The organism is Kushneria sp. AK178 (assembly GCF_053903105.1).
The window spans coordinates 2091112-2104484 of the sequence record NZ_CP096381.1 but is presented as its reverse complement, the minus strand read 5'-3'; the positions used below and the strand labels follow the sequence as shown (position 1 = coordinate 2104484).

Genomic DNA, 13373 nt, shown 5'->3' with positions numbered 1-13373 from the left:
TAACATGGATACATGAACAGTGCTTCTGCCTGCCCGGCGCCTCATGGCGCGCCGCTTTTAAATGTTGCGGATTCTCTGAATGATCCGCGCTATTACCTGGTCAACTTTGACAACGTGCTGACCTGGGTCGGTGAGCGCTATGCGGACCTGCTCGACGATGACGAGCGTGACTTCATGGTGCGCTTTCAGGCCCTGCCGGTGGCGTCGAAGGCGCTGCTCGTTCGCATGGTGATGCGCAAGGGCGAGCACTTTCGCCGCGACCGGCTCGGCTATGACGAGATCGGCGAGGTCGGTGCGGCACTGGCGCCGCTGGTCGAGCAGGGGCTGGTGGATGACCGGCCGTGTCTGAGCCTGGAGCAGCTCTTCGATCTTTTCACACGCGATGAGCTGGTGGCCATGTTTCGTGACCACCTGCCCAGACCCCGCGATCGCAAGGCGCTGCTGAAGGAGGTCCTTGTGGCGGTGTTCGAACAGCCGCTGACATCCGACGGGTGGCACGCTGCGGCAGGGCAGCCCATGGCCGCCGATGTGGTTCGCCTGACCGTCATGCCGGTATGCGAACGCCTGCGCCTGATGTTTTTTGGCAACCTGCGCCAGCAGTTTTCCGAATTCGTGCTGGCGGATCAGGGCATCTATCGCTTTGAGGTGGTGCCCTTCACCCCGGATTCCCGGGCGTTTCAGTCCCGGGCGGATCTTGAGCGCTACTGGCAGATCCATGACTGTCGAGAGCGCTTCGACGCCGGGCACGACATCGAGGAGGTGCTGGCGGCACTGCCCGGCTACATCGGTGACAGTGTCTGGCTGGAGGCGCGCCGGGGGCGGGTGATCCACGCCATTGCCCGCCACTGCGAGCGACAGGGCGAGCTGGTGCGGGCCGCCGGGCTTTACGGCCACAGCGGCCACGCGGAGGCGCGCGTTCGCCGTATTCGAGTGCTGGAGCGTCTCGGGGAGCATGAACAGGCACTGACCCTGTGTCTTGCGGCACAAGCGTCGCCGACCAGCGAGGCCGAGCGCCAGCAGGCGGCGCGTATCCAGCCGCGACTGCATCGTGGCCTGGGCATGGCCAAACCGTCGAGCGAGGCGGAAGCGCCGGTCAGGCGGTGTGATCTGATCCTGCCGCGCAGTACTTCGGTGGAGCGCGCCGTGTGCGAGCATTTCGAATCACCGGAGGCGCCGGTCTTTTTTGTCGAGAACACGTTGATCAACGCGCTTTTCGGGCTGCTGTGCTGGGAGGCCATCTTTGCGCCGCTGCCGGGGGCCTTCTTCCACCCGTTTCAGAGCGGCCCGGCCGATCTGATGCGCCCGGAGTTCTATCCGCAGCGCGAGCAGCACTTCCAGCGCTGCCTGGCCCGTCTGGAAGAGGGCAGCTGGCGCGAGACCATCCGGCAGCGCTACCGGGAGAAGCAGGGCATCCAGTCGCCCTTCGTGCACTGGGGCGCGCTCAGTGACGAGCTGCTGGCCCTGGCGCTGGCGTGCCTGCCGCCCGAGCATCTGCGCGCCTGGTTCGAGCGGCTTCTGACCGATGTTCGTGCCAATCGCACCGGGATGCCGGATCTGATTCGCTTTTATCCCCACGCTCCGGAAGGGACGCTTCGCTACGAGATGATCGAGGTCAAGGGACCAGGGGATCGGCTGCAGGACAATCAAAAGCGCTGGATCGCCTTTTGTGCCCGCCACGACATGCCGATCACGGTGTGTCATGTGCGCTGGGGTGATGAGGACAGGACGTGAGCGCGGATCATGTGACCACGGAGGATGAGGCGCCGCGCTATCGCGTGGCGGTACGGGCGCTGTGTGAATTTACCGCGCGCACGGGCGATCTGGATCTGCGCTTTACGCCGGCCCCCTCGGCGCAGCAGGGCATCGCCGGTCATCAGGTGGTGGCATCGCGTCGGGGCGAGGATTACGAGCCTGAGGTGACGCTGGAAGGTCGGTACGGCGCGCTGGTTGTGCGGGGCCGGGCCGATGGCTATGACCCGGTGCGCCAGCGGCTGGAGGAGGTCAAGACCCACCGCGGTGACGTCGATGCCATGCCGGCCAATCAGCGCGCGCTGCACTGGGCGCAGGCGAAGGTCTACGCCGCACTGATGTGCCGTCAGCGCGGGCTTGAGCGTCTCGAAGTGGCGCTGGTCTATTTCGATATCGAGCAGCAGCGTGAAACCGTGCTGGCGGAGACGATGGCGCGTTCCACGCTGGAGGCGTTCTTTACCGCGCAGTGCGAGCGCTTCATCGACTGGGCCGAGCAGGAACTGGCCCATGGGGCGGCGCGCGCGCGGCGACTTTCGCAGCTCGAGTTTCCGCACGCCGATTTTCGACCCGGTCAGCGTGTGCTGGCCGAGAGCGTTTACAAGGCGATCAGTACCCGGCGTGATCTGCTGCTGCAGGCACCGACCGGCATCGGCAAGACGCTGGGCACGCTGTTTCCCGCGCTCAAGGCGATGCCGGGCCAGCAGCTCGATCGGCTGTTTTTTCTGACCGCCCGTACCACCGGACGCCGGCTGGCGCTGGAAGCGCTGACCACGCTGGGCATGGCGGATGCCGGTGACGCGCAGGACAGCCCGGCGGTGCGAACGCTGGAGCTGATCGCCCGCGACAGGGCCTGCGAGCATCCGGAGCTGGCCTGTCACGGCGACAGCTGTCCGTTGGCGAGCGGCTTTTACGATCGGCTGCCCGGGGCGCGTCAGGCCGCAGTGAACAAGGGCTGGCTCGACCATGCCGGGCTCCGAACAATCGCCCTGGCCCATCGCGTCTGTCCCTACTATCTCGGTCAGGAGATGGTGCACTGGTGCGACGTCGTGATCGGTGACGTCAATTACTGGTTCGACACCAGCGCCATGCTCTACGCCCTGGCGCGGCAGCACCAGTGGCGGGTCAGCCTCCTTGTCGATGAAGCGCACAATCTCGTCGAGCGCGGACGTGCCATGTACGGCGCCGGGTTTGATCAGGGCCGTTTTGCCGCGGCCCGGCGCGACGCCCCGGCGGCGCTCAAGCGGCCGCTGGATCGGCTCTGGCGCCAGTGGAAGGCGCTGCTGCGGGAACATGAGGGCGATTACGTGTGTCTGGAGGCGCCACCGCGCAAGCTCTTCAACGCGCTGTCGCAGTTCGTCACGGCGGTCGGTGATCTGATGGTCGAGACGCCCATTGCCCTGGAGAGTGCGCTGCTGGAAGCGTGGTTTGATGCCATGCAGATCGTGCGTATCGCCGAGCTCGCCGGTGAGTGCGACAGTGAGCACTACCTGTTTGATATCGAACGGCGCGGTAAAAGCGCCACGCTGTCGCTGCGCAACGTGGTACCGGCGCCGCTGCTGGCGGCGCGTTTCGAAGCTGCCCATGCCGCCATCCTGTTTTCCGCCACGCTGTCGCCGGGCCACTACTATCGCGACCAGCTGGGGCTTGATGCCTCGACGCCCTGGCTCGAGATGGCCTCGCCCTTTACCGGTGGGCAGCTCGAGATCCATCTGGCCGATCATGTCTCGACGCGCTATCGCGACCGCCATGCCTCCCTCGGACCCATCGCCGAACTGATGGCGCGCCAGTATCGCCGTTGCCCCGGCAACTATCTGGCTTTTTTCAGCAGCTTTGACTATCTCGAGCAGGTCAGCGAGGCGCTGGCCGAATATGCTCCCGACGTGCCGCAGTGGTCTCAGGCACGGCGTATGCTGGAGCCGGAGCGTGACGCCTTTCTGGCCCGGTTTGCGCCGGACGGGCAGGGCATCGGCTTTGCGGTGCTGGGGGGCATTTTCGGCGAAGGCATCGACCTCCCGGGGGAGCGGCTGATCGGTGCCTTTATCGCGACACTGGGGCTTGCGCAGTTCAATCCGGTCAACGAGCAGATGAAAACGCGCATGGAGACACTGTTCGGCGATGGCTATCGCTACGCCTATCTCTATCCGGGCATTACCCGCGTGGTGCAGGCCGCCGGTCGCGTGATTCGCTCCCCCGATGATCGGGGCGTCATTCATCTCATCGATGATCGTTTCCGGCGGGGCGAGATACAGTCACTGCTGCCGCGCTGGTGGACGCTGCCGCCGCCCGGTCGATCGGATGATGTCGCCGGATAGCATGGGGCGTCATTGAAAAGAGCGCTCCCGGGGCCCACTTAAGGGGCCATTGTGCCTGTCGCTGCGGTTCGTCATGCGTCTGCCCGAAAAAGGTCGGGGCGAGTTCAACGGGCCGTGCCGGAGCGACTGCGCTACGCTCAACCACATATCGATTCATGACATGACGCATCGTGGACCGTCCGGCCCGCGATGGCGTTCGACACTCCGGGACACTGACATGGCACGGTTAAATCATTACAGCAAGGCGGATCACGCCATCGACTGGCAGCTCGATAACGTGGTGCATGCACTCAGGGACGCTCGCGAACAGTGGCGTGCCGACCACGGGCGCACCAACGAGTCCGGCGGGCGCAGCCTGCCGTCGCGCGAGATCATCAACGAGGTGATCGAGACCGTCATCGGCGCCGTGTTCCCCATGCGGCTGGGGCCCTCCAATCTGCGCCATCACAGCGAAGACTACTTTATCGGCTACACGCTGGATGCTGCGCTCAATGCGCTGCTCGATCAGGTGGTGCTCGAGCTGGACCATACGGCCATGCGTCGCGGTGAAGCACCACAGGATCACTCCGAGCAGGCCATTGCCATCGTGCGCGATTTTGGCGCCATGCTGCCCACCATCCGCCACTGGCTGGATATCGACATCATGGCCGCCTATCGCGGCGACCCGGCCGCGCGCAGCGTGGATGAAGTGCTTTTGTGCTACCCGGGCATCACCGCCATCATCTACCACCGCCTGGCGCACCAGCTCTATTCCACCGGTGCGCCGCTGCTGGCCCGCATGGTCTCCGAAGCAGCGCATTCGGCCACGGGCATCGATATTCACCCCGGCGCCAGTATCGGCTCGGGCTTTTTCATCGATCACGGCACCGGCGTGGTCATCGGCGAAACCGCCATCATCGGCGACCGGGTGCGGATCTATCAGGCCGTCACGCTGGGTGCCAAGCGGTTTCCGGCCGATGACAACGGCCAGCTGGAGAAAGGGCATGCCCGCCATCCGATCGTGGAAAACGACGTGGTCATCTACGCCGGGGCGACCATCCTGGGCCGCGTGACCATCGGCCACGACTCGATCATCGGCGGCAATGTCTGGCTGACCCGCAGTGTCGAGCCGCACAGCAATGTCTCCCAGGCCAGCCTGCAGAAGTCACCCTGCTGAGGGGACATCGTCTGTCGCTGCGCCGGCTTGTTTCAACCGGGGCAGGCCGACAGTGAAGGCGCCACCCGGCCTTCAACGGCCTGCCGCGTCGGCGTTGATCGCGCGATCGACAGCGAGCGTCTACACTTGCGTGTTTTCCGGGCGGATATGACAGGGCCCTTCGGGAGAGGGTCATTTCAGGCTGTTATGGCCCGGGGCTTGGCTTTGGGGTTGAAAGCCCTCATATCCGTACGGACCACGGCAGCAGGATGCAGCGCTGGTGGAACATCGGGTGACCGGCATGGCCGGCATCGTCATAACACTTTCTGGAAACGAAGTGAGGTCAGGATATGGATATCGTCAGAATCATTTTTGCCATTTTGCTGCCGCCGGTAGGCGTTTTTCTTCAGGTCGGCCTTGGACTGCAGTTCTGGGTCAACATCCTGCTGACCCTGCTGGGATATATCCCCGGCATCATCCACGCCATCTGGATCATCGCGCGTCGTTAAGGCTTCGATGCTGTCGATGAGACGTCGATCGTTAAAAGGGAAGGCCAATCAGGGCCTTCCCTTTTTTAATGATCAATAGGTAAATGATAGCGCTAACAACCAACAACAAATAAAACACTAAAGTCAATATATACGTCCTACATACAAGGTTCAATGACACATCGTATAGTGGTCGTTCAGATATGATGTATGACAAATTACCGTCAGTCATGTCGCCTCCCCTGATTCGGTGTCTTTTGTTCGACAGCCGACAGGTTCCATAAAATCGCTGATCCCTCATCCGACATGGCTATCTGCTGCCCGGCGTCACGAGAACAACGCCGTTTAGCGAAACGCTTGTTTACTCATTGCAAGGAGAGCATGCCATGTCGATCAGATCGTCCCTGAATCCTGTCCGCTGTCTTCAGGCCGCAGCCGTGGCCGGCATTCTGGCCGGCATGGCACTGCCGGCCCAGGCCGATAACTGGCGGGGCTGGAACGTCCATCCGCCGGGCTATCCCAACAGTGAAGCGCTCGACAGTTTCGTCAAGGAGGTCACCGAGAAGACCGACGGACGCATCAATGCCAAAATCTTTCACAACGGCGTACTGGGCGATCAGCCCGATGCCATCGAGCAGACCCGAAACGGCGCGCTGAACTTTGCCAATTTCAACATGGGGCCGATGGGGCCGATCGTGCCGGAAACCAACGTGCTGTCGCTGCCGTTTCTGTTCAGGGACATCGATGCCATGCACCAGATCATGGACGGTGAGATCGGCCAGCGCTTCGCCGATGCCCTCGAGAAGAAGAATCTGGTGGCACTGTCCTGGTTCGACTCGGGCTCGCGCAGTGTCTACAACACCCAGCGTCCCATTAACGAGCCCGAGGACATGCAGGGGCTCAAGATTCGCGTCATGAACAACGATCTCTACGTGGAGATGATCGACGCCCTGGGCGGCAACGCCACCCCCATGGCCTATGGCGAGGTCTATCAGTCGCTCAAGACCGGTGTGCTGGATGGCGCCGAGAACAACTATCCCTCCTTTGAATCCAGCGGTCATGACGAGATCGCCCAATATTTCTCCGAAACCGAGCATTTGATCCTGCCCGAGTGCCTGTGTATCGCCAAGCGCAGCTGGGACAACCTGTCGGAAGAGGATCAGGAGATCGTACGCCAGGCCGCGCTTGATGCCGCCACCCTGCAGCGTCAGCTCTGGCAGGAGAGCTCCAGGGAGAGTCGCGAAGCGGTGATTGCCGCCGGTGTTGACATCAATGAAGTGGACAAGTCGGCCTTCCAGGAGCGCATGGAGCCGATCTACGCCGCCTTCATCGACAACCATCCCGATCTTGAGCCCCTGCTCAACGATATTCGCAACGCTCAGTAAAACGACCACGGCGAAGGGCATGCCGCCTGTCTCACGGGAGGCGTGTCCGGGAGTATGCCCACCATGAATAGCCCTACCGATCAGATCGAAGACGTACCGCAAAAGCATTCGAGCGCCGGCGTTGCAGGCCGCATTCTCGATGGGCTGGCCCATCTGTGCATCATGGTCTCCGGGGCGCTGCTGGTGTTTCTGATCGCCTCGTTTGGCTGGCTGGTGTATGGCCGCTATGTGCTCAACAACACGCCGACCTGGGTCGAGCAGTCCTCGCTTTTGATCGTGGTGTATATCACCTGTCTGGGGGCCGCCGCCGGAGTACGTCACAACACGCATCTGAGCATCGATATGGTGCGCGAGGCCCTGCCGGCGATTCCCAGAGCCATCATGTGCCATCTCGCCGATCTGTTTGTCCTGACCTTCGGTGTCTTCATGGCCTGGCAGGGCACCAATCTGGTGCTGGACAACACGACCCGGGCGATTCCCATGATCGGTCTGTCGGAGAGCTGGCGGGCGGCGCCGCTGGCCATCTGCGGCGCACTGATGGTGCTCTTCGCCGGCGCCAACATCGTCGAGCGTCTTACCCATAAAACAGGGATGTAAACAGCATGGGCCTGATGATTCTTTTCGGGGTATTTTTTATCGGCCTGGTGATCGGGGCGCCGGTGGCCTTTGCCGTGGGGCTGGCTGCCGTCGTGACCTTTCTGTATGAAGGGCTGCCGCTGTTTGTCGGCTTTCAACGCATTCTCTCGGGCATCTCGGTGTTTTCACTGCTGGCGATCCCGTTTTTCATCTTTGCCGGCGAGCTGATGCTCCACGGCGGTATTTCCGATCGACTGGTACGGCTGGCCTCGGCAGCGGTGGGGCGCGTGCGCGGCGGTCTGGGGCTGGTCAATGTCAGCTCCTCGATGCTCTTTGGCGGCATTTCCGGCTCGGCCGTGGCCGATACCTCGGCGCTGGGCTCGATTCTGGTGCCGGTAATGAAAGAGAAGGGCTACGATGCCGATTACGCCGTTAACGTCACGGTGACCTCCTCGATTGCCGGTGTGGTCATTCCTCCCAGCCACAACATGATCCTCTACGCCGTGGCCGCCGGCGGCGGTCTTTCGGTGACCCAGCTGTTCATGGCCGGCGTCGTGCCGGGCATTTTGATGTGTGTGGCGCTTGGCGTGGCCGCCTATGTGGTGGCGGTCAAGCGGGGCTATCCGGCCGAGACCTTTCCCGGGTGGCAGGCGCTGTTTGTCAGCCTGGTTGCCGCCCTGCCGGGGCTTTTGACGGCGGTTATCATTGTCGGCGGGGTGCTCTCGGGCATTCTGACCGTGACCGAATCGGGCGCGTTTGGTGCCATCTACGCCATCGTGATTACGGCGCTGGTCTATCGTCAGCTGCGCTGGGAGAACTTTAAAAAGGCGGTGTATCAGTCGGTACGTACCACCTCGCTGGTGATGATTCTGGTCGGCTGCGCCTCGGCGTTTTCCTGGCTGCTGGCGCTTTACAGCGTGCCCGAGCTTCTGACCGATCTGCTGCTGGATATCTCCGATAATCCGCTCGTGATCCTTTTGATGCTCAATCTGACGCTGCTGGGACTGGGCATGATCATGGACATGGCGGCGCTGATCCTGATCTGCACGCCGATCTTTTTGCCGATCGCCATGCAGTTCGGCATGGATCCCATTCAGTTTGGCGTGGTCATGATGATCAATCTCGGTATGGGGCTTTGTACACCGCCGGTCGGCGGGTGCCTGTTCGTGGGCAGCGTGATCGGCAAGATCAAGATGGAGCAGGCCGTGCGCACCATCTGGCCGTTTTATCTGGCGCTGTTCGCCGTGCTGATGCTGGTCACCTACGTGCCCATGGTCTCCATGTGGCTGCCGGGGCTGATCGAATAGCCGCTTACTGTTTCAGCATCAAAAAAAGAGGCTTTTGAAAAGCCTCTTTTTTATGTCGAAAGCGGGCCTGTCAGGGAGGATCAGGGCTTAAGCGGCACCGAATCGCCTGCTGCCACCGGCTGACCGTTGACGATCAGCGTGCGCGGGTCATGGGTGGGCAGCTCAATACGCAGCGTCTGATAAGCGGGTTGATACTGCCCCTGTGTCTGCCAGTCCAGATGGATGCTGTCATCGTCGCAGACCAGCGTCAGCGTCATGACCAGCGTGCCGGGGCCCCGATCAACATGACTTTCGCCGTCGTCATCGAAGACCGTCAGCGTACGCCGGCCCTGTCGGGCAAAGGGATAGATCCGCAGGGCGCGCGCGGTGTCGCGTTCGGCATTCACATAAGCGATGCGCTCGGAGGTGGGGATGATACTGCCGGCGCGGACGAACAGCGGCATGTGCGCCAGCGGGGCGTCCACCGTAACGGTCGTGCCGGGCGCAAAGTGCCGGTCGCCTTCGAAGGTGTACCAGCCCTCATGGTTGTCCGGCAGGTAAAGCGTGCGCTCGCGGGCGCCCGGTTCCATGACCGTGGCGACCAGCAGCTCCCGGCCGAGCAGAAACTCATCGTTTTCCTCGAACGTCTGCGCGTCGTGCTCATGATCCAGAAAGGTCGGGCGGATCATCGGCTCGTGCGCCGTGTGGGCCTGCCACAGCAGCGTGTAGAGATAGGGCAGCAGCCGGTAACGCAGCTCGATGGCCTGACGCACGGCGTCCACGGCCTCCGGATACATCCAGGGCTCGTTGACCGTGCCGTCATCGTTCCAGGAGTGAATGGTAAAGCGGGGATGCATGACGCCGTTTTGCACCCAGCGGATAAAGAGCTCCGCGTCCGGGCGGGGGCCGGCAAAGCCGCCGACATCGTGACCGATATTGGAGATGCCGCTCAGCGCCAGTCCCAGCCCCATGCGCTGGTTGTAGCGCAGCGTGGGCCATTCGGTGCGGTTGTCGCCGGTCCAGGTCTGCGCGTAGCGCTGCAGGCCCGGGCCGCCCGAGCGCGTGATCAGAAAGGGGCGCTTGTCGGGAGTGTGGCGCGCCTGCGCCTCATGGGAGGCGCGCACCATCAAAAGCGACAGCACGGGCTTGCCGACCGAGGCGGTCAGCGGCGTACCAAAGCCTTCCAGACGCGCCTGCTCATCGATGATCTGGAACTCGTTGTTGTCGTTCCAGCTGCTGTCGACGCCCAGTTCGAGCAGCTGTGTCGTGAGATTATCCTGCCACCACTGCTGGGTGGCCGGATTGGTGAAGTCCAGATGCGAGCCGTCGGCATCCCAGAACGGCGAGATTTCGGGGGTGCCGGTATCGGAATCGGCGACGAAAAGCCCCTTGTCGGCGGCATCGTCGTAGGCCGGATGGTCCGTCAGCAGGCAGGGCTTGATGTTGGCGATCACCCGCATGCCGGCATCATGAAAGCGCTGCACCATGGCCTCGGGGGTGGGCACCTTGTCGCGATTCCAGGTAAAGACGTAGCGTTTGGCGCCGATCGAGGAGTATCCCGAGGAGAGCTGGAACGAATCGCAGGGAATATTGTGCTGCCGGCAGAGCTCGACAAACTCGCCCAGGCGCTCCTGCGCGTTGGGCGCGTCGGTGTAGTGCATGGTCGAGCCCGAATAACCCAGCGACCATTTCGGTCCGAAGGCGACCCCGCCGGTGAGCCGGGTAAAGTCCTTGACGATATCCAGCATGGCAGGGCCGAACAGAAACCACATGTCGAGATCACCGTCCTCGGCACGAAAGGCGCGGTAGGGCGGATGATAATTGTCGAGTTCGTTGCCCAGGTCAAAGCGCGACGTCGACAGGTTGTCGTAGAAGATGCCGTAGGAAAGTCCTTCGGGTGTGCGCGTCAGGGTAAAGGGGATGTGCTTGTAGAGCGGGTCGGTGCGGTCGGCGCGATAGCCCATGGCATCCAGCGTGCGCATTTCAAAGCGGCGGCCGGAGCGCTCCAGATCGCCGCTTTTTTCGCCCAGCCCGTAGTAGCGCTCCCCGGCGCTGCGGGTCATGTAGTGCTCAACGCCCTGACCGTGGCGCGACACGGCAATGCCGCCGGTCGGGCGATCCCGGGCCAGAGTGATCCACTGGCCCTGATGGCGGACCGACCACGCCAGCCGCAGGGGGCGGTGCACGGTCAAGCGCAGGTTGTCCAGTTCGATGACAAGGCCCTCGGCGGTCTCTTCCCAGCGCCACTGCGGTATCTCGAATCCCTCGTTTGACAGGCGGTGACGGCCCTCGCGAGGCAGATCCCCCTGCGGATCGATCGACCAGGTGTTGGCCGGTCGCGGCTGTTCGGGGCGGTAAACGAAAACGCGCACCGTCTGGCTGCCCAGCGGAAAAATGACCATATGCCGGTCGCCGGCCTCCAGCACGAGGCGATCTTCCTTGACGTCATGAAGTGACCAGTCGGACAGAAAGCGCATGTAAACCTCGTTAGTTCAAAAACAGATGGGGAAGCGCAAGGCTGATCTGGGGGATATAGGTAATCGCCAGCAGCATCGCAAACAGCATGAAAAACATCGGAATCAGGGGCCGGATCACACTGCTGATCGGTACGTTGGCAATCGAGCTGCCCACGAACAGGGCGCTGCCCACCGGTGGGGTACAGATGCCGATACAGAGATTGAAGGTCAACACCACCCCGAAGTGAACGGGGTCCATGCCGAAGCCGGTGACGATGGGCAGAAAAATCGGGGTGAAGATCAAAAGCGCCGGGGTAATGTCCATGAACATGCCGATACACAGAATCAGCAAATTGATCAACAGCAGGATCACCAGCGGATTGTCGGAAAGCCCCAGCAGCAGATCGGAGAGCTGCTGCGGAATGTTTTCAAGTGACATCGACCAGGACATGGCGCCGGAGACGGCGATGAGCGGCAGCACGATGGCCGTGGTCATGCCCGCGTCCAGCACGATCCCGGGCAGGGTGCGAAAGGTCACGGTGCGATAGATCAGCATGGTCAGAATCAGCGTGTAGACCACGGCAATGGCCGAGGCCTCGGTGGCCGTGAACACGCCGGTAATGATCCCGCCGATCACGATCACCATCAGCAGTACCGAGGGAATGGCGTGCAACAGCGTGGTGGCGACATGCGTCCCGGTAGGGCGAGGCGAGGTCGGATAGCCGCGGCGTTTGGCGATGATACCGGAGACCACCATCAGCCCGAGGCCCATCAAAAGACCGGGCAGATAGCCGGCCAGAAACAGGGCGGCGATCGAGGTGCCGCCGGACACCAGGGAATAGACAATAAAGGTGGAGCTGGGGGGAATGAGCAGCCCGGCCGGGCTCGAGGCGATATTGACGGCCGCGGCGTAACCCGGCTCATAGCCCTCGCGCTTTTGCAGTGGGGTCATGACGCTGCCGACGGCGGCGCAGGAGGCCACGGCTGACCCCGAAATGGAGCCAAAGAGCATGTTGGCCACGACGTTGCAATGTGTCAGCCCACCGGGCAGACGCCCCACGATCAGCCGCGCCAGGTCAATCAGGCGAATGGCGATGCCGCCGTGATTCATCAGGCTGCCGGCCAGAATGAAAAAGGGGATGGCCAGCAGGGTGAAACTATCCAGCCCTGCCAGCATGCGCTGTGCCACTACATAGGCACTGGTATCCAGTGAAAAGGCCGTACACAGCGTGGTCAATGAGGCCAGTCCAATGGCATAGATGATGGGCAGACCCAGCAGCATCAACAAAAAAAACGTTCCAAACAGAAGAGCGGCTTCAATCACCATGACGGGTTACTTCCCTCGTAGCTCGCCATGTCCCTTGACCAGACAAGACGCAGAATCTGCAGACAGGCATGAAAGGCAATAAAGAGGCCGGACAGGGGGAGGGCCAGATAGATCCATCCCATGTGCCAGCCCAGAACGGGCGTGGTCTGCGCCGTGGCCAGCGTGGTCATGACCAGTTCTCCGCCACCGTAGACCATGACATAACCCGCAAAAAAAAGACCCAGCGCCTGAATCAGTACCAGAAGCCATCGCCTGGCAGGCCAGGGCAGTGCCTCGGGGAGGAGATCGATCGAGAGATGGCGCATTCTGCCGGCGGCGTAGGCCGCACCCAGAAGCCCCAGCCAGATCAGGGCAAAGCGGGCCATTTCATCGGTAGCGGTCGTCGGTGAATCGGTCAGATAGCGACTGCCGACCTGAACCACGACCACGATGACCAGAACCAGAAACAGGCCGATCAACAGTACGCCGAGAAGACGGTCAAGAAAGGTGGAGACCTTGTTCAATGCAGGGAAAAAACCTTGAGAGGGCGGCATCCTGTTGTCACCATGTATGATGTATGACCTTTGGCGGTGGGCGTCAGCATGTCGCGACAGGAAAGCTTCATCAACCTGGACATTGGTCGCTTTGACGGCGACGGAATAGGCTGATTAGCTTTTTTT

At 62.1% G+C, this 13373-nt stretch carries 10 protein-coding genes; 7 read left to right on the top strand and 3 right to left on the bottom strand.

What is annotated here, in order from left to right; translation table 11 throughout:
- Positions 1-12 precede the first annotated feature (12 nt).
- From M1D97_RS09540 to M1D97_RS09510, 7 genes are all read left to right on the top strand, one after another.
- On the top strand, positions 13-1731 hold the full coding sequence (locus M1D97_RS09540) for a VRR-NUC domain-containing protein (RefSeq protein WP_456267510.1): 1719 nt from the start codon (positions 13-15) through the stop codon (positions 1729-1731).
- Entirely contained in the window at positions 1728-4061 is a 2334-nt protein-coding gene (locus M1D97_RS09535; protein ID WP_456267509.1) for an ATP-dependent DNA helicase, read from the top strand. Before M1D97_RS09540 ends, M1D97_RS09535 begins: the two co-directional genes overlap by 4 nt.
- A gap of 217 nt (positions 4062-4278) precedes the next feature.
- On the top strand, positions 4279-5217 hold the full coding sequence (epsC, locus tag M1D97_RS09530; RefSeq protein WP_456267508.1) for a serine O-acetyltransferase EpsC: 939 nt from the start codon (positions 4279-4281) through the stop codon (positions 5215-5217).
- Positions 5218-5546: 329 nt separating this feature from the next.
- Complete coding sequence (locus M1D97_RS09525; protein WP_108843789.1) at positions 5547-5705, top strand: YqaE/Pmp3 family membrane protein; 159 nt, start codon at positions 5547-5549, stop codon at positions 5703-5705.
- Positions 5706-6070: 365 nt separating this feature from the next.
- Positions 6071-7069, top strand: coding sequence for a TRAP transporter substrate-binding protein (locus M1D97_RS09520; protein ID WP_456267507.1), 999 nt, complete (start codon positions 6071-6073; stop codon positions 7067-7069).
- A gap of 63 nt (positions 7070-7132) precedes the next feature.
- Positions 7133-7666: a TRAP transporter small permease gene (locus M1D97_RS09515; protein ID WP_456267506.1), complete on the top strand. Its 534-nt coding sequence runs from the start codon at positions 7133-7135 to the stop codon at positions 7664-7666.
- A 5-nt stretch (positions 7667-7671) separates the two neighbouring features.
- Positions 7672-8952, top strand: coding sequence for a TRAP transporter large permease (locus M1D97_RS09510; RefSeq protein ID WP_456267505.1), 1281 nt, complete (start codon positions 7672-7674; stop codon positions 8950-8952).
- Between the two features lie 80 nt (positions 8953-9032).
- Here M1D97_RS09510 and M1D97_RS09505 read toward each other — a convergent pair whose 3' ends face one another.
- Genes M1D97_RS09505 through M1D97_RS09495 form a run of 3 tightly spaced genes read right to left on the bottom strand, consistent with a single transcriptional unit; the run spans position 9033 to position 13247 of the window.
- Positions 9033-11408: a glycoside hydrolase family 31 protein gene (locus M1D97_RS09505; protein ID WP_456267504.1), complete on the bottom strand. Its 2376-nt coding sequence runs from the start codon at positions 11406-11408 to the stop codon at positions 9033-9035.
- 10 nt (positions 11409-11418) lie between these two features.
- Positions 11419-12714 carry a TRAP transporter large permease gene (locus M1D97_RS09500; RefSeq protein WP_456267503.1) on the bottom strand — a complete coding sequence of 432 codons (1296 nt, stop codon included), beginning with the start codon at positions 12712-12714 and terminating at the stop codon, positions 11419-11421.
- Entirely contained in the window at positions 12708-13247 is a 540-nt protein-coding gene (locus M1D97_RS09495) for a TRAP transporter small permease (RefSeq protein WP_456267502.1), read from the bottom strand. The genes M1D97_RS09500 and M1D97_RS09495 overlap by 7 nt, the downstream gene beginning before the upstream one ends.
- Positions 13248-13373 lie beyond the last annotated feature (126 nt).

Bases quoted from the DNA above. Each gene is read 5' to 3' on its own strand.
- M1D97_RS09500 (WP_456267503.1), bottom strand. From the start codon at position 12,714: ATGGTGATTGAAGCCGCTCTTCTGTTTGGAACGTTTTTTTTGTTGATG.
- M1D97_RS09495 (WP_456267502.1), bottom strand. From the start codon at position 13,247: ATGCCGCCCTCTCAAGGTTTTTTCCCTGCATTGAACAAGGTCTCCACC.
- M1D97_RS09510 (WP_456267505.1), top strand. From the start codon at position 7,672: ATGGGCCTGATGATTCTTTTCGGGGTATTTTTTATCGGCCTGGTGATC.
- M1D97_RS09540 (WP_456267510.1), top strand. From the start codon at position 13: ATGAACAGTGCTTCTGCCTGCCCGGCGCCTCATGGCGCGCCGCTTTTA.
- M1D97_RS09505 (WP_456267504.1), bottom strand. From the start codon at position 11,408: ATGCGCTTTCTGTCCGACTGGTCACTTCATGACGTCAAGGAAGATCGC.
- M1D97_RS09525 (WP_108843789.1), top strand. From the start codon at position 5,547: ATGGATATCGTCAGAATCATTTTTGCCATTTTGCTGCCGCCGGTAGGC.
- M1D97_RS09520 (WP_456267507.1), top strand. From the start codon at position 6,071: ATGTCGATCAGATCGTCCCTGAATCCTGTCCGCTGTCTTCAGGCCGCA.
- epsC (WP_456267508.1), top strand. From the start codon at position 4,279: ATGGCACGGTTAAATCATTACAGCAAGGCGGATCACGCCATCGACTGG.
- M1D97_RS09515 (WP_456267506.1), top strand. From the start codon at position 7,133: ATGAATAGCCCTACCGATCAGATCGAAGACGTACCGCAAAAGCATTCG.